Source organism: Pseudomonas sp. WS 5411 (assembly GCF_012985595.1).
In the GTDB taxonomy this organism is placed as follows: domain Bacteria; phylum Pseudomonadota; class Gammaproteobacteria; order Pseudomonadales; family Pseudomonadaceae; genus Aquipseudomonas; species Aquipseudomonas shahriarae.
Genome location: NZ_JAARMC010000004.1, coordinates 190,433 through 207,843 on the forward strand (window position 1 = coordinate 190,433; position 17,411 = coordinate 207,843).

Genomic DNA, 17,411 nt, shown 5'->3' on the forward strand with positions numbered 1-17,411 from the left:
ACGCCTCGTTGAAATTTTTAGACAGGCTGTGTAATGCAAACTTTTTGCTGAACACGTTGCGGCTTGTTGGCGGCAAGTATCAATGAACCCAGTATTAGAATTGCAGCCATGACCAGAAGACCTGAATCAGAGTTGCCAGTGATGGACTTGGTATAACCGATCACCGTGGGACTGAGAAACCCGCCCGTTAACCCAATGGTATTAATAACTGCGATACCCCCCGCAGCAGTGTCACCTTTGAAGTATTGCGAAGGAATTGCCCAGAACACTGTATAAGCAACCCACATCATGGTCGTAGCAAGCGTCAAGAAAGTGAGTGCAAAAACAAACTCATTCTTGTAAATCACAGACCCCATTAAACAGATGGCTGCAATTAACGCCGGTACAGCGGTATGCCAACGCCGCTCAAAAAAGTAATCTGATGTACGACCGAAGACCAACATCCCTGCCATCGCCCCCACATATGGAATCGCTGAGTACAGGCCGATCTGCATGACACCTTGAACGCCTGCGTCCTTCAGAATGGATGGCAGCCAAAAGCTCATTGTGTAAATTCCGCAAATCAAGCAGAAATAACCAGCCGCCATTAGATACACACGGGGGTCTTTTAGCACTTGTACAAACGAATGGTGGGCTCCCTGCCCTTCACCGATATGCGCATTCAGCACTTGTTTTTCACGCACGCTCAGCCACGGCGCGACCGAGGGTTTATCGCTAAGAACTTTCAACGCTATGAGACCCAACACTACAGCCGGTAATGCCTCCAGAAAAAACATCCACTGCCATCCAGCCAAGCCGTGGAAACCTGCGAAGGCGGTCATTATCCACGCGGACAAAGGAGCCCCAAATATGCCGCCCAGTGGCCCCGCCAGCATAACGATTGCCATCACTCTGCCTAACCGCTCACGCCCATACCAATAGGTAAGGTAAAAAATCATTCCAGGGGCGAAACCCGCCTCAAAGACTCCGAGGAGAAAACGCAGCACGTAAAATGATCTCTCGCTTTCGACGAACACCATGCATGCAGATGTAATACCCCACAAAATCATTACCCGGCTGAGCGTCCTGCGTGCTCCGATCTTCGGCAATAGCAAATTGCTAGGCGTTTCGAACAGTGCATAGCCTACGAAAAATAATCCGGCACCCAGTCCATAAGCAGCGTCAGACAAACTTAGATCGCTTTGCATCTGAAGCTTGGCAAATCCCACATTTACCCGATCCAGATACGCCACCACATAACATAGGAGCAAAAAGGGTAATAACCGCCAATCTATTTTTCGATAGATGGTCGATAGCTCGGCCGATGGATTAATGCACCTTTGCATACTGCCTCCGCTATAGGCGTTTTTATTGTGTGATTGATATTCAGGCGGAATGGCAAGGCAAGCAATAGCAACTTTTTGATGGTATCGTTGCTCTGAGAGCAACGGTCATGCGGGGGGAGGATTTTTTGTGAGAGATCTGAATCAACGCCGAATGCGCTATTTCTATGAGGTTCTGTCCAGCGGTTCAATTCGTGGGGCAGCCGAAAACCTGAACACGGCACCTTCAGTTATTACCCGTCAAATCAAACTTCTGGAAGAGGAAGTGGAAACTGTATTGTTCGAAAGGCAAGCACGTGGCGTGGTTCCTACCGAAGCAGCCCACCTTCTCCTGGAGTTCTGGCGTGGCTGCCAGGCACAACAAGAGCATCTTGAAGACCGCTTGCGAGGATTGAAGGGGTTAAGGGAGGGTGAAGTCCGTATCGTTACCAGCGAGGGATTCATCGACTTGCTGATAGACAATGTTTTGAGGGATTTTACCGCCACCTATCCTGGCATTCGCATCAGTCTAGATGTGCTTCCGGTCAAGAGCGTTCTGGAAGAAGTAGTTCAGAGCGCTGCCCATATTGGCCTCGCATACAATCCACCTGCGCATCCTGAAGTCATTTACCGCGCATCATCACTGCAACCTGTTCGATTGCTCATGCGATCAGATCATCCGCTTACGCATCTCAGTGAACCTCTGAAACTCGAAGAGATACTGCATTACCCGCTAGCGGTGATGCCGCTTCAATACGGATTAGGCCAGGTTATTCAGCTCGTAACCCATACAGAAAATCTATCCATTCGACCGGCCATGGTAACGAACTCTCTCACCGCCCTCCGACGTTATGTGATGAGCGGAGATGCGGTAACGATGATGAGCGAATTTTCCGCCTTTAACGATATGATCAGCGGAGATCTTGTGACTCGATCAATCGATCACCCACTATTCCAAAATATTTATGCTCGTCTTCTAGTTAAAAAAAGAAAGCCCCAATCTGTGGGTGCAGAAGAGCTTATAAAATGGATCAAAGAACGGATATTTATATTCAATAAATAAATTGGGTCCCTGGTGGGAGTCCAGGTCGCGGAGCCATATCTCTATCGGATCACCCAAGCTGGTGATCCAGGCATAGCATGATCTACGCGTCGTCTCTCACTCTTCACTTTAGAGACCATCGCCATGAAAATCGCTGCACTACTCTCAACAAAAGGCGGACCGGGGCGATTCACAACAATCGGACGGTGGATCACACTGCCAGGCTCTCAAGAGTCGGGCAGTGTAATCGCGAGGAAGCTGAATCGAACCGCCGGGTGATCAGAACATGTGCCGCCCTCCTGTCACCCGAACATCCTCCAGCACTCAGCTCATCCAGTTCCCCCCATCAACGTTGTACGTTTGTGCGACGATGTAATCGCTCTCCGCGCCCGCCAGGAAAATTGCCATTCCTACCAGATCCTCTGCCGTCCCCATTCTCCCATACGGAACTTCAAGGCCGACGAGCCGCTTCTTCTCACCTAGAGGTCGGTTCTCGTGTTTGGCGAAGAGCGCGTCGACGCCGTCCCAGTGTTCGCCATCGACAACCCCCGGGGCAATCGCATTGACATTGATCTTGTGCTTGATGAGGTTGAGTCCAGCAGACTGCGTAAGGCTGATGACGGCCGCCTTGGTGGCGCAGTAGACGCCTACCAGCGCCTCACCGCGGCGACCCGCCTGGCTGGCCATGTTGATGATCTTCCCACCATGCCCCTGACTGATCATCTGCTTCGCCGCTGCCTGAAGCGTGAACAGCGTCCCGCTGACATTGATTGCAAAAAGCTTGTCGTAGCTTTCCCGAGTGATCTCGGTGATCGGTGCAAGATCGAACAACGCCGCATTGTTCACAAGGATGTCCAGCTTTCCGGCGCGGGCAACGACCTCGGCGATTGCTGCATCAATGGACGCCTGGCGGGTGACGTCCATCTTCACCGCGTAAGCTTGCGGCCCCAGCTCGGAGGCCGTCGCTTGAGCTCTTTCCAAATCGATGTCGGCGATAGCGACCGTAGCGCCTTCACCGATGTAAGCCTGGGCAAACGAGCGTCCAATACCGCGCGCGGAACCAGTGATCAAAGCGCTTTTACCTTCGAGACGTTTCATTGAATCTACCTTTTTGGTTCGTAGCGCGCTTCATCGAAAGAGCGCGCCTGATGAAAGTCAGGCCACGCGTGATGCCGCAGGGCTTATCGAAAGACCGCTCTCATCAAACAGATGGCAATGAGCGACATTGAGGGTGAGATAACGCCGGGCGGCGTACGGCACTTCGCAATCCCCCTGGACACGTACCGTCAGGCTTTCTCCCGAATCGACATTTACGTGGCAGAAGGTATCGCTACCCAGGCGCTCGGTGACATCCGTCGTGACCGGCACCTGGCCTTCGACGCCCAGGGTCAAATGCTCCGGCCGTATCCCGATCGTCACGGATTGACCGACCAACAACGCACTGCTGTTGCGTGGAATGAGCAAAGTGGTTCCAGCGGCGAATCTAACCTCTACCCCCGATGCATGCACGGCATGCACAGTCGCCTGCAAGAATCCCATTTTTGGTGTCCCGAGGAAGCCGGCAACGAACAGGTTGGCAGGGTGATGATAGAGCTCGAGCGGCGAACCAATCTGCTCGATCCGCCCTGCGTTAAGCACAACAACCTTGGTGGCGAGCGTCATGGCTTCGACCTGGTCATGGGTCACGTAGATCATGGTCGCCTGCAGCTCCTTATGCAGTCGGGATAGCTCCAAGCGCGTCTGTACACGCAGCGCAGCATCAAGGTTGGACAGCGGCTCATCGAACAGAAAAATCTTGGGGTTTCGGACAATCGCACGCCCAATAGCGACTCGTTGGCGCTGGCCACCTGACAACTGCTTAGGCTTGCGGTCGAGCAGCGAACCAAGTTCGAGAATCCTAGCGGCCTCGGCGACTTTCCTTTCCACATCCGGCCTCTTCTCACCGGCCAGATCCAAGGCAAATGACAAATTCTTGCGTACCGTCATGTGCGGATACAGGGCATAGGTTTGGAATACCATGGCCAGGTCTCGTTTGGCAGGAGTCACCTCAGTGATGTCTCGGCCGTCGAGCTCGATCGTGCCGCTCGTGACGTCTTCCAAACCTGCAATCAGGCGCAACAGGGTCGACTTGCCACACCCCGACGGCCCTACGAACACCACAAACTCCTTGTCTTTAACCTCGAGATCAATGCCCTTGATGATGGACAGTCCCTCGAAACCTTTCTTGAGATTTTCTATTTTCAAAGTGGCCATGCGTAAAGTCCTGTATGAAATTGGAGCCTTCGCGAAATCAGTGAATTTTCGACGTCGTCATTTGACGGCGCCGAAGGACAACCCACGAACCAATTGCTTCTGACTGATCCAGCCGAAAATCAAGATAGGTGCGCAGGCCAATGTTGAGACCGCAGAAAGCTTCGCCCAGAACAGGCCCTCGGGGCTTGAGTAGGAAGCGATCAGCGCGGTCAGAGGTGCCGCGCTGGAGCTCGTCAGGTTGAGCGACCAGAAGGCCTCGTTCCAGCACAGAATCATCGAGAGCAGCATGGTCGACGCCAGCCCCCCCTTGCTGATGGGCAGCAGCACGCGCAGCATCTCCTGCCCCAGGGTCGCCCCGTCCAGCCTGGCCGCCTCCAGAATCTCCCGGGGGATGTCTTTGAAGTACGTGTAAATCATCCACACCACGATGGGCAGGTTGATCAGGGTGTAGATCACGATCAGCGCGATCCGGGTGTCCAGTAGCCCCGCCCCCTTCGCCAGAAGGTAAATAGGCATGAGCACCCCTACTGGGGGAAGCATCTTGGTCGACAGCATCCAAAGCAGCGTCTGCTTGGTGCGCTTGGTCTCATAGAACGCCATCGAGTAGGCCGCCGGCACCGCGATCAGCATGCACAACGCTGTAGCGGAGAAGGAAATCAGCACCGAGTTCAACGCGAAGTGGAAGTAGTCACTGCGCTCCCGGATGTGCAAGTAATTCTCTAGCGTAGGTATGAAGATGAACTGTGGCGGCGTCGCGAAGGCGTCGATCTCAGTCTTGAAACTGGTAAGCACCATCCAAAAGATCGGAAAGAACAACAGCAAAGCAGTGACCCAGGCCAAGGTGCCGAGCAGTGCACTTTGCAGGGACCGGGATTGTTTGAGCGTCATCATGGCGTTGTCCTCAGGCTTTGTCGGTCAGGTTCTTGCCAATCATGCGCACCAGCACAATCGCCGCGATGTTGGCGATCACCACCGCAATCAGGCCACCGGCCGAGGCCATGCCCACATCGAACTGCACCAGTGCCTGGTTGTAGATCAGATAGGCGAGGTTGGTTGAAGCGAACCCAGGTCCGCCATTTGTCGTGGTGAAGATTTCTGCAAATACCGACAGCAGGAAAATCGTCTCGATCATCACCACCACCGCGATGGGCCTGGCCAAATGTGGCAGAGTCAAATGCCAGAAGATGGCCAGCGCACCTGCCCCATCCAATCGGGCGGCCTCTTTCTGCTCTTGATCGAGCGACTGCATGGCTGTCATCAGCAACAAGATCGCAAAAGGCAGCCACTGCCAGGAAACGATGACAATGATCGAGAAGAGTGGGTAATGAGCTAGCCAATCGACAGGCTGTGCCCCGCAGAACTTCCATACGGCCGCGAGTATCCCGGAGACAGGGTGGAAGATCAGGTTCTTGAAGATCAGCGAACCCACGGTCGGCATGATGAAAAACGGCGAGATGAGCAGCACCCTGACGATGCCGCGTCCAAAGAACTCGCTTGCCTCAAGCAAGGCTGCAATCAAGACACCCAAAATCACGCTGATCAGCAGCACGCTGCCCACCAATATCAACGTGTTAAGCGCTCCTGGAAGAAAACCCGAATCCGTCACGAAATAGGCAAAGTTTTCCAGGCCAACGAACTCGTTTTCGCCTGGATTGAGCAGGCTGTACCGAATCACCGAAAAATAAACGGTCATGGCCAGCGGCACGATCATCCAGAGCAACAAAAGAGCAACCGATGGCGACACCAGAAACCATCCTGGATTGATCAAACGGCGCGCGCGTGAGGGGGCCGAGACCGCAAGCCGGGCTCGAATAATGGACGTGTTCATGATTATTTACCTGTGCGGCTGTGGCCGCCGGCGCTAAGCCGGCGGAGGTAAGGAGCTATTTATTTTTTGGATAGCCCGCACGCTTCATCTCGCGCTTGGTTGTGGAATGGGCAGAAACCAGCGCTTGCTCAACCGACATTTGTCCTGTCAATGCTGCGGAGAAAAGCTTGCCTACAGATGTGCCGATCGACTGAAACTCGGGGATCACCACATATTGGATGCCCACGTACGGAACAGGTTTGGCTGAAGGCTGCGACGGGTCAGCGTGCTTCATCATTTGCAACGTTACCTGAGCAAATGGCGCGGCCTTGAGGTAAGCGTCACTGTAGGTTGAGATGCGTGTACCGGGCGGTACGTTCGTGATGCCATCCTTATCGGTAACTAGCTGGATGTACTCTTTGGAGGTGGCCCAAGTGACAAACGATTTGGCGGCCTCTTTGTGTTTGGAAGTGGCAGGAATTGCCAATGACCAGGCGTACAACCACGATGCCCCCTTGTCGGTAACCTCGGTAGGCGCTGGCGCGAAACCTACGCTGTCCACCACCCGGCTCTGCTCCTTATCGGTGGTGAAAGATCCAGCCACGCTTGCATCAACCCAAATCGCGCATTTTCCACTGTTGAAAAGGGCCAGCGTTTCGTTGAACCCGTTACTGGATACTCCAGGAGGGCCGTATTTCTTCAGGGTATCAACATAAAACGTCGCAGCTGCCTTCCACTCAGGACCATCGAACTCAGGCTGCCAATTCTCATCGAACCAGCGAGCCCCGAAGGCGTTGGCCATCGTGGTAAGCAAGGCCATGTTTTCGCCCCAGCCAGCTTTGCCACGCAAGCACATGCCGTACTGATCCTTCGAGGGATCATTGAGCTTGGCAGCGAACTCGCCCAGTTGCGACCAGGTCGGCTGTGCTGGCATCGTCAATCCTGCTGCCTTGAACAGATCGGTGCGGTAGTACGTGATGGTGCTTTCGCCGTAGAACGGCAATGCGTAGAGCGTATCGTTAACGGAAAGACCCTGGCGTACGGCAGGAAAGATATCCTCGACGTCGTAGTCGGCCGGGAGATTCTTCATCGGCTCCAGCCAGTTCTTTGCACCCCACATTGGGGTCTCGTAGGTGCCGATGGTCAACACGTCGAACTGACCACCTTGAGTGGCAATGTCAGTGGTCAGGCGCTGACGCAGAACGTTCTCTTCGAGTACGACCCAGTTCAGTTTGATGTCGGGATGCTGCTGCTCGAAGACCTTGGATAGCCGCTGCATTCGAATCATGTCACCGTTGTTGACCGTCGCGATGGTCAGCGTCTCAGCGGCATGGCTAGCAAGGGCGAATGACAGACCAGTAGAAAGAATTAGCGCATTCGTAATCTTCATGGGGCTCTCCACTCCAAGCCAGATGACCGGAGCTATTATTGTTGTTGTTCACCACTGGTGAGCAGATCAAGACCGCATTGCAGTTGTGGGTGATTTGATTAAATCACCTACCCGACCCGCTCTCAAACGAATCCCGGACGCCGAATTGATACTTTTATGATCGAGAAACTTGAAGCCAGCAGAAATCAAAAAAGTATCAATATGCCGCAATAGATGGACTACCAGTCTCAGGCGAGATCGGCGTATGGTTAGCGCATTCGATCCGTAGAACAACTATAAAAGGGGCACGAGATGCCTGATAACCGCGCTGCTTTGTTCGAGCACCGACCAGCCGATCTTGAGGTCATCCTTCCTGAACCCGATCAGAGTTTTCGATGGTACGAGCACGACTATCCATACTCCCTCGCCCGTTGGAACCACCATCCGGAATATGAAATCCACCTGATTCGACAAGGAAGCGGCAAACTTTTGGCTGGGGATTACATCGGGCCCTTCACCGCAGGACATGTCGCACTGATTGGCCCTGGTCTTCCCCATGATTGGATGGGAGATATCGCGCCGGGAGAACAACTCGTAGGCCGCGACGTGGTTCTGCAGTTTGATGGTGCCGCCCTGCTCGACCTCCGAGGTTCACTGCCTGAACTATTAGAGTTGAAAACACTGTTTGAGCTGGCACAACGTGGAATCGAGTTTACTGGGGGTACGGCCGTCGAGGCCGCTTTGCTGCTTGAGGAAATCGGCGAGGTAACGGGGCTACAGCGCCTGATCATGTTCCTGCAACTGCTAGGCACCCTGGCAAGGGCGCCAAAGCGCGAAATTCGGGTATTGGCCAGCGCCTGCTACTCACCTTCATTGAACGAACGCAGCTCGGAGCGAATTAATCAGGCATTCGACTACCTGATCAACGAGCTCACATCCGAGGTCAGACTATCTGTCATCGCCGAGCGCGTTGGGATGAGCGAGGCAGGCTTTTCGCGCTTCTTCAAACGAATCACCGGCCACGGATTCATAGACCTGATGCGCAAGCTGCGCATCCAGCGTGCATGTCGGCTACTCGTCCAGACACAGCTCTCGGTCGCCGAAATCTGCTTTGAGGTTGGCTACGAAAACGTCTCCAATTTCAATCGGCACTTCCGTCGTGAAATGCATCAGACCCCGAGTGAGTACCGGCGTCTTACTGCCGTGACGCTCTTCAACCGAGAAAGTCTTCACCCATCGCTACCGATCACACAGGCGCGGTGAGACCGCGCCTATCGATGTGACGCACGATAGTGTCCCCGATACAAGAGAGGATGAATATGCAATTGCCGAGCGTTATTGTGTTTGGTGAAGCACTGACCGACGTGGTTCAACACTCGCCCGGACAGTGGCAGGGCTATCCAGGTGGCGCGCCCTGGAACGTGGCCCGCGCAATGAGCCGCCTCGGCGTGCCCACTGCATTTGCCGGCTCGATCAGTACCGACTCATTGGGCGATGAGCTCGCACAGCAATCGAAGGCTGCCGGCCTGGACATGAGATTCCTCCAGAGAGTTGACGCTGACCCTCTGGTAGCGATCGTGCCCTCAAGCCACCCTCCTCGGTATTTCTTTGCGGGCGAGGCCGATCTACTTTTTGATGTGGACCAACTCCCGGCAGGTTGGTTAGATGCGGCTCGACTCTGTCACTTCAGCTGTATCAGCCTTGCCCGTCAGCCATTGGGGGACAGACTTGTTGAGGTGGCCAGAAGGGTGAAGGAAGAAGACAAGCTGATTAGCTATGACCCGAACTGGCGCAACCTGATGGACACCCGCTACCGCGAGCTGACGTTCCCGACTATGGTGGAGCTTGCAGACATCATCAAGCTCTCGGATGAGGATCTTCGCCAGATATACCCTGGACTGAACGAAGAACAGGCGCTTCAAGCGTTGCGGACAATGAATGCTAGTGCGCAGATTCTCTTCACCCGTGGAGCGAAAGGCATGGTGCTGTATGCCGGCGACCTGAAGTTTGAACAGCCCGCGATCACCGTTGAGGTCTCTGATACGGTGGGTGCCGGCGATTCGAGTATGGCCGGATGGCTCGCCTCGAAGTTGTTAGGCATCCAAGAGCCCCATGCACGATTGGAGTTCTCCGCTGCTTGTGCGTCGGTGTCTTGCTCACATGCCGGGGCTTACGCGCCTAGTCGTGAGGAGGTGGAGGATCTGCTATCAAACCACCTACAACCTCAGCGCCGAAGTTCGCATTGAGTACCGCCATCCCGTCAGGGAGGCCGGGGTCAGGAAGCACTGGGCAGCCTCGCAGCTCGGAACGGGCCCGGCAAGAAAGCAGCCGGGGGCTATTGCAGGTCTGGGTTCTCCAGCAAAGGCAGGCCATCAGTAAACAGCCGAACGGATGCCCATACGAACAGATGCGTTCATTCAGATAAGGGCATTTCGTTTGGCGAAGTCAGCCAAGCCTACTTGCGAGGTTAGTTTGAGCTTGCTTAACAAACGTTTTTTGTAGGCGCTGATATTCTTGTTGCTCAACAGCATGAGCTCGCCGATTTGCAGATTGCTCATGCCTCTGGCCAGTTGCTGCAGGACCACCAACTCACGGTTTGACAATGCACTGATCAGGTGCTGGTCGGAGGCGTCCTGGTCACCGCGACGAACCGAATCCGTTTCCAGGCTGGGGAATACCGTATAGCCGGACATGACGGTCGTCAGTGCTTCACGGAACTTTTGTGGCTCATCCACTTTACAGATGTAACCGTCGGCCCCCATGCTTCGGCAGCGCGACGCATAAAACGTCGGCAGTTGGGAAGTGAGTACCAGGATTTTGCTGGCCAATTTCAACGCTTTGATGCGGCGGATAACTTCCAGGCCGTCGAGTTTTGGAAGGCCAATGTCCAGCACGATTAAATCCGGTTGATGCTGGCGAGCCAGTTGCACGGCATCTGCACCATTATTCGTTTCGGCTACCGTCTCAAACCGTTCTTGCGACAACAGCATCACCACGGCCGTGCGTATAAACGGGTGTTCATCTACCACCAAGGCTGTATACATCCGTACTCCTACGACATTTTATTCGATATAGGTATGAAAGATTTAAACGGATAAGAACCCATCATTCGTGGATATTCCATTGGCGTGGCTCATCCGTACCGACTCGACATTCGGAGTTTGGCAGGTGCGCGATACCACACGGATGCTGCCGCTAAAAGTTGATCGAAGATAGGGATAGCGGGCTCCAGCCTGAACAACAAATTACTCGTAGGCTGGGAAAGAATTATCCGAAGTCACATCGCTGCCAACAACATCACTAATCTTGACCAGTTCAAGAGCGCTCAGGCTAAGCCGGCCCATGGTCATTTGGGTAATCTGCAACGAGATGACGTTGTCATTGGTGGCATCGAACAGTTGCAATTGTGAAGTTTTTAATACTCCGAATAAGAGGGCTCTTGTCTTTTTCAGCAATAATTATCTGGTCGTTGCCGCGATTTTCATATAGGAACACTCTGAAAAAATGAATCGCACTGCGATGCTCCGACTCACTCTCTCACGGCGCATACCCTGCTTAGGTTCCACCGACCCACCGACTGAATACAGCGTGCCACGGCCCCATTTTTTCGTTGACTTGCTCCAACACCGTGATCACCCGAGATGCCTCAGCTGTTTGCGCCATAGCAAATGGAAAAGTAAAACTCACACATCTTTAACGTCTAGCACCACAAATTAAATGCATATCAACTATAAAGTCATGCAAATAACTTACAACCTACTTAAAGCAAAAGCGCACAATTACGCCCACCTGCAGTAATTAAATGAACTCACAAACAACATTGTTTATGTTTGGAACCCTATTGCCTCACGAACCCGCAGTATCTCGCACAAAACATCTTCCTCTTTGGAGTTCCAGACATATCGAGCGAAAGAAGCGTTCAACCATGCTCATCCACGAACTGGAGATCCGTGTGAAAGCGTTTCTGCTTCTCAAGCCTGGCCTTCACTTATGGATATTTGTGCGTGGCGTAGTTGTCGACGATCAGGATGCGCAACGACCGTGTCGACCTATCTGGCGCGCACGTCATATAGCCAGGGTGTAGACAGTAATGGCCCTACTATGCGGTTCGTGGCCTAGTTACTCGGGAAGAATGTTGAGTGAAAGATTGAAGCAATACCCCTGATCCTACAGGAGCCGCACGTTCATGAAACGGCTGAAACAGCAGGTCTTCCAGCATTCCATACTCCGTCAGGCGTGAAAAGAAGTGCGACGCAGGCAACCCCCCCAGTACGCGCCCGCGACTACTCATAAGTCAACTTAAAGGTTGCGTCGGCATCTCCCTTCCCCGGCGTCACCGGGCCGGTTGCGCGATACTGACTGAAGAATACCAGCGCGGCAGTGCGGCTCCCCTTTACAGGCGCAGCCGCCGCTAAGATGGTTTGCCCGAGTGGCAGGAGAGTGCGGTTCTGATCCAAAAGGGCAATCGCGACATTTTTCGCCGAGCCGTTCCCGCTGAGAGCCAGCAGCCTCGGGTCAGTCGGGTTTGCGGCGCCACTAAAGGTGACTGAGATACCCTTCTTCAGACCGTTGCAATTTTCCAGGTTAATCACAAAGCGTGCCGCAGGCATTGTTGGCAATGTACTGGTGGATTGCCGCACAGCCCAAGTGCCCATATATACATACTGATTGTCTGAACCGACACTCACCTCACAGCTCGCGGCCACTAACTTTGCGGTTATAAGTAAGTTAATCCTGGCCAACTCTGCTTGTGTCACGCTCGAAAAGCCGGACAACAATAGAAGCCACAAACCCAGCTGCCGATTTAATGTTCGCATAGCAGCCTCCTGTTATTGATAGTCAACCCGAAGATACGCCCGCGAGGTAACAGGCCCCTCCGCAGGTGGTTTCCCGGTAACACTGACCGGAAAGACTTTGATGGTGACGTTAGCGCTACCGTTGTTGTCCAGATTAAATGGAATTAAGCTGTTGAACGAGTTCGGTCTCAGGTGCTTTTCGCTCTTGTCGGTGACCACGAAGCCGACGTCCGGATTAGTCGAGACAATGGCATCGCCACTGACGTCATCAGCTTGAACACGCATCGTCAGGCTGGCCTGCTGCTTGATATTGCTGCACTGCAGGGCAATGGATCGAACCTCGGGACGAACCCCCTCTGCCTTGGCACCGGCCGTTGTGAACGCTCCAGTGGAGATGCTGTTGGGAAAATCCACTGTCACGAGGTCAGTCGTATCGAGCACGCAATTTTCAGGGACGGTAATGCTATAGTTCAAATATACTTTCGCATAAACTAAAGTTTGAGCATCACAATTAATACCACTACAGGCCCCCCAAGTACCTAACAACAGGTTTTTCCGATAAACGCCCCCTATCATTTTTTTCGTAATTTTAACTGAGCTTTCCCAAGTTGTGGGATCCCACCTACTGAGTGTTGGACCAGGCTGACAGGTTGAGGATTGCCAAACTTTCCGATTGAATGGGGCATAAATATATCCGCAAGTCTGGCGGAGGCGAACAGCAACAGAGAGATAATCATCCACGGGCTGATAAACCCACTCATTAGGGGCGGTGCCGTAAGCCGGCCTAGTACTATCGAGTTTTGTGAATGAAGTACTACCACTCGGCATCTCAGGATCAAAAGCATTTACGGTAAATGTTGACGAGATCTTCGTTTGCCCTGGCTTGTTGGCATGGCTGTCCAATGTTTCAGTCAGCGTCAAATTGATTGTTTGATTGCAGCCAGTGCAATCGGCCATTGCCGGGACGCTACTGAGTATTAGCAACAGTCCAATCGCTCTGCTTAACATGATTATCACCCTACTCCCCACCATCACTGGCACTCTACTTTGGCGTAACTGACGACGTTGCCTTCGCTGCTTTTGGGTAACTGATAGCGGGCGTGACACGCCTGACGTGTTCCCGGCCCCCAGCTCACAGACAAGTCTCCCGTGAGCGGCAAGCCCGCCAGATAAACCTGACCGTTTTCACCGACGATGCTGCCGCCTTTGCCGTCCTGCCGTTCAACGGTAGAACCGAACGGCACAGGTTGGCCGTTGGTTTGCACCAGAGTCACCAGTGCTCTTACACCGACGCGCGTGATGAACTCGGCCCTTACCAGTGCACCGCGGGTAGGCACTACGTTCATGACGGGTTCGTCCAGATCGGCATTGTCTTTGAGCGAGGTGGTATCCAGTGCGATTCGATTGGTGTGATAGGTGGTTGCATAAGGCATCACCGCGTAGCCACGCCAGTCGGTCCTGACGCCGGTCGCGTTTTCAATCTTGACTCCAGTGGCGCCTGGCGCCTTGATCAACACGTTGGTATCCCCCAATGGCTGGCTGAAGGTCACGCCGTTGGCGTGGCCTACTAAACCGCCGCTCAACCCAACGGTGACTTGCTGGTAGTTTCGGTTGTAGCTGTAACCGGCAGAACCGTTGCCATAGCCGCCCTGATAGCGCAGATTCGCACTTCCGCTTGCGCCCCCCTGGTCACCGTAACCTTGTTGTACGCTGTAATTCAGGTTGTTATCCGCCGTTGCGGTACCACTTACACCTGCACGCTGGGTCATCTGACCGTGCGTATCGGTATTAGCCGAATAGGTGCCGTACATCGTGTTTCGGGAGCTGGTAATGTCGGTGCTCTTGCCGCCCTTGGACAGCCAGTCACCCAACGGAAAAGACAAGTTCAACGATAACTGGTTATCCGAACCGCCCATGTTCGCGCTTTTATTGTAGCTATACGTCACGTTGTAATTGATATCGCGCCAAAAACCGCTATATCCCAACTGCCATAGATCATCGGTTTTGTTGCTGTTCCAGTAGGACTGACGGCTGCCGCTCAGGAATAACGAGCCATTATTCCCCAATTGCTGGGTGACGCTCACTTGCGTATGGCCTTTGCGGGTGTAATTGAGGTTGAAGTAATCCTGGTAGGTCGGTTTTACCTCCACCGGCCCATCTTGAGCATCCAACTTGTACCCGCTCATTTGGCGGTAACTGGTATCATCCAGCGTATAAAAACCTTGGGTTGAAAAGCGATAGCCCAGCAATTGAAAGTTTGTGCCCAACTGGTTTAGCGACTTGGCATACAAGAAGCGCAACGATTGCCCCTGATGCCGACTGTCATCGGCGAGCACGCTATTCGCCTGGGTCAAATCTGCCGACACTGCACCCCATGTCCCCAGGTTAACCCCCGACCCAACGGCGAAGGCAGTGTAATTGTTGGCGAGTTGCGAGCCACCATAAAGCGTGATGCCATGCGGGCCGCCCCAGATAACAGTACCTTGGCCAAAACCTGGTTTACCCTGTTCTATCGTGTTACTGCGATACTGCCCCACCGTCAGCGCATACTTTACCCGCCCTTCACGTTGCAGCACTGGCACTCCCGAGTAGGCCACAGTGAAAGTATTTTCCGAGCTATCAGCTTCGGTCACCGTAACTTTCAAGTCCCCGCTGCTAGAGGTAGGGTAAAGATCACTAATTTCAAAAGGTCCTGGCGCGACGTAGGTTTGATAAATGACATAGCCATTTTGTTTGATGGTGATTTTGGCATTACTGTTGGCAATCCCTCTCACGGTAGGTGCAAACCCGCGCAAACTGTCCGCCAGCATGTTGTCATCTGAAGCCAATTGAGCGCCGCGAAACCCCAAGCTGTTGAAAACATCACTCGGGGTAGAGCTATCACCTAACGTCAGTTCTGACTTCAGGGGTGCAATCGTGCGTTGCGCATAGGTACTGATGTTCTGCCATTCGTTAGTGCCGCGTCCATAGCCGTTGCTGTAGATCAAGCTGGACGTGTTACGGAAACGCCAGGCACCCAAGTTAACACCGCTGTCCAGCCCCAGAAAACCGTAGTTGGCGCTGCCCCCCCCCATAATGTTACGGGTGTTGCTGCCGGTAAAGTTGTAGTTCAGCAACAATGCGTTAATGCCATGATCCCACTCATCGGGTGAAACGTAGCCCCGTGCATTACTTTTCAGAGCAGCCTGTGGGATGCTGATGTACAGACGCTGACCTTCAAAGTCGAACCGCGCCCCAGCCTGGGGTATGGCTGCCGCCAGATCGATGCACTTATCCGGCAGAGCGCCTTGCAACAAGGTCAATGATTCAACTTTTACACCCACACGCTCTAAATGCTCACGGGTAATGCAGGCACTCAACCCAGAGTCATCCAACTGCGCTTCGCCTTCTGATGCACGATGGCGCGCTCCAAACGACAGGTTCTGGGTGGACATATATTCATCATTCAAATAGATTTCAACGCGGTAGTTGCCCGGAGCCTGCCCTTCACCTTTTTCGAAACGCGAAAGGTCGGCGACCGCATTTGGGTCACCAGACAGAAAGGCCGGGTTAAAGAACTCCTCTGCCTTCGTGGCGGTACTGACAACGCAAGCCATGCAAAAGCTGACCGTAAAAAAAACACTGCCAGCAGACTTAGATTTATTAAGATTAATCGTTAGCATAAGCCCCTACCAGCACCTGAAAGCACGGCGCAACATGACGCTTTTCAAACGTTTCCATGCAGCGATGGAAAATCATTTACTTGAGCATGTGAAAATATTAAGCGGCAATGTAATTCAAACTTATTACTTCAATGGCACCGTTGTGACAGGCGTGATGGCGCCGTAATCATTTACTGTTTGGTAACTGACAGCTCCTGAAGCACTGTCTGGAATCGACACACTACTGTTGCTCATCGGCGGAACCATAGTATTTGGCAAGTTACGCGTACCGATCGCCAGACTGACGAGCGAAACATAATAGGGCGATGGGTTCTCAATCTTCAGCACTTCGCCCTGACGCGAGAACTTCAATTGCCCAGGTGCGTCAGCAGCAGTTGAAGGCAAATTGGCAGGCCGCACAAACAACTTGACCCGCGACAAGATAGCAATCTGCAGTACGTTCTTATCCTGTACATCGTCACGCTCAACAGCAGGAATGGCCTTGCTGTTTAGCCAAAATACACTTTCGCGGTCTTTCGGCAAATCAGCGCCGACATACATGATGCGCAAGGTATTCTCACTTTTGGGTTTACTGACAAACAATGGTGGCGTCACCACAAAGTCTGACGATTTCTTCTCAGCAACGTCATCAACCCACGATTGAACCAGGAAACGATTTTTTTTGTCGCTGTTGTTCACCGCCAGCGATACTTGTTTGGCGCCGGCCGGATAAACAACTCGCGTTGCACCCAGCGCAACACCACCAGCCTGTGCCGTTAAGGTGTAAAAGGAGCTGAATACAACAATTAAGCCAGCTGTTACATTGCGAAAGCGTAAAGCGTACTTTATCAACACAAAAACCCCTTTTAAATTAACAAGTACACCGCCTGCCCAGTAGCGATCATTGGTACGAAACAGCAAACCAGGTACAGGTATTCGCGTTACCGCCGTTCATCTCACGAGCAGTAAAACGAAACAACATCGCACCCTCACGCAGAAGAACCAGTGACTCGGATGCAGCGTTAGGCACAACGCCGTTTCCGGCATTACAAAAATTAGCCAGCCCGACGCTGGCAGCAGAGTTTTTACCACTCTCTATACTGAAATTTGCACGACGCGCTCGGCCGAAACATCGCAGGCTTGCGCCGTAATTGCACCACAGATATGAACAACCCCACCGTTAATCAGTACGTTGTATTTGT

Annotated in this window: 14 protein-coding genes and 1 pseudogene; 3 read left to right on the plus strand and 12 right to left on the minus strand. The window is 53.1% G+C overall.

The features are described 5' to 3' along the window. Positions 1–17: 17 nt before the first annotated feature. Positions 18–1,325, minus strand: a complete 1,308-nt coding sequence (locus tag HBR93_RS10140) for an MFS transporter (RefSeq protein WP_169960230.1) — start codon at positions 1,323–1,325, stop codon at positions 18–20. A 127-nt stretch (positions 1,326–1,452) separates the two neighbouring features. Between HBR93_RS10140 and HBR93_RS10145 the strand changes: the two genes are divergently transcribed. Further along, entirely contained in the window at positions 1,453–2,364 is a 912-nt protein-coding gene (locus HBR93_RS10145; protein ID WP_169960231.1) for a LysR family transcriptional regulator, read from the plus strand. Positions 2,365–2,667: 303 nt separating this feature from the next. Here the strand turns inward: HBR93_RS10145 and HBR93_RS10150 are convergent, their stop codons facing one another. From HBR93_RS10150 to HBR93_RS10170, 5 genes are read right to left on the minus strand one after another with little or no spacing between them, the layout of a single operon-like run. Then, positions 2,668–3,441, minus strand: coding sequence for an L-iditol 2-dehydrogenase (locus HBR93_RS10150; RefSeq protein WP_169960232.1), 774 nt, complete (start codon positions 3,439–3,441; stop codon positions 2,668–2,670). Positions 3,442–3,498: 57 nt separating this feature from the next. Then, positions 3,499–4,596, minus strand: a complete 1,098-nt coding sequence (ugpC, locus tag HBR93_RS10155; RefSeq protein WP_169960233.1) for a sn-glycerol-3-phosphate ABC transporter ATP-binding protein UgpC — start codon at positions 4,594–4,596, stop codon at positions 3,499–3,501. Between the two features lie 57 nt (positions 4,597–4,653). Continuing rightward, on the minus strand, positions 4,654–5,487 hold the full coding sequence (locus tag HBR93_RS10160; RefSeq protein WP_169960234.1) for a carbohydrate ABC transporter permease: 834 nt from the start codon (positions 5,485–5,487) through the stop codon (positions 4,654–4,656). Positions 5,488–5,497: 10 nt separating this feature from the next. Beyond that, a complete protein-coding gene (locus HBR93_RS10165) occupies positions 5,498–6,424 on the minus strand; it encodes a sugar ABC transporter permease (protein WP_169960235.1) in 927 nt (308 codons plus the stop codon). A 55-nt stretch (positions 6,425–6,479) separates the two neighbouring features. Further along, positions 6,480–7,793, minus strand: coding sequence for a sugar ABC transporter substrate-binding protein (locus HBR93_RS10170; protein ID WP_169960236.1), 1,314 nt, complete (start codon positions 7,791–7,793; stop codon positions 6,480–6,482). Positions 7,794–8,084: 291 nt separating this feature from the next. Here HBR93_RS10170 and HBR93_RS10175 point away from each other — a divergent pair, with 291 nt between their 5' ends. Continuing rightward, the gene (locus HBR93_RS10175; RefSeq protein ID WP_169960237.1) at positions 8,085–9,035 is read left to right on the plus strand and encodes an AraC family transcriptional regulator; all 951 of its coding nucleotides are present in this window, start codon (positions 8,085–8,087) and stop codon (positions 9,033–9,035) included. A gap of 56 nt (positions 9,036–9,091) precedes the next feature. Next, positions 9,092–10,018, plus strand: coding sequence for a carbohydrate kinase (locus tag HBR93_RS10180; RefSeq protein WP_169960279.1), 927 nt, complete (start codon positions 9,092–9,094; stop codon positions 10,016–10,018). 171 nt (positions 10,019–10,189) lie between these two features. Here HBR93_RS10180 and HBR93_RS10185 read toward each other — a convergent pair whose 3' ends face one another. The 6 genes and pseudogenes from HBR93_RS10185 to HBR93_RS10210 all read right to left on the minus strand — a co-directional run bounded on the left by HBR93_RS10185 (position 10,190) and on the right by HBR93_RS10210 (position 17,130). Beyond that, positions 10,190–10,816 (minus strand): response regulator transcription factor, encoded by a 627-nt coding sequence (locus HBR93_RS10185; RefSeq protein WP_169960238.1) that lies wholly within the window; start codon positions 10,814–10,816, stop codon positions 10,190–10,192. Positions 10,817–11,596: 780 nt separating this feature from the next. Beyond that, positions 11,597–11,799 (minus strand): annotated as a pseudogene (locus HBR93_RS10190) (IS630 family transposase); the annotation flags it as partial. Positions 11,800–12,055: 256 nt separating this feature from the next. Beyond that, positions 12,056–12,589: a fimbrial protein gene (locus HBR93_RS10195; protein ID WP_169960239.1), complete on the minus strand. Its 534-nt coding sequence runs from the start codon at positions 12,587–12,589 to the stop codon at positions 12,056–12,058. Positions 12,590–12,601: 12 nt separating this feature from the next. Beyond that, entirely contained in the window at positions 12,602–13,576 is a 975-nt protein-coding gene (locus HBR93_RS10200; protein ID WP_169960240.1) for a fimbrial protein, read from the minus strand. A gap of 23 nt (positions 13,577–13,599) precedes the next feature. Next, positions 13,600–16,230, minus strand: coding sequence for a fimbrial biogenesis usher protein (locus HBR93_RS10205; RefSeq protein WP_169960241.1), 2,631 nt, complete (start codon positions 16,228–16,230; stop codon positions 13,600–13,602). 123 nt (positions 16,231–16,353) lie between these two features. Then, on the minus strand, positions 16,354–17,130 hold the full coding sequence (locus HBR93_RS10210) for a fimbria/pilus periplasmic chaperone (protein ID WP_262377278.1): 777 nt from the start codon (positions 17,128–17,130) through the stop codon (positions 16,354–16,356). Between the last annotated feature and the right edge of the window lie 281 nt (positions 17,131–17,411).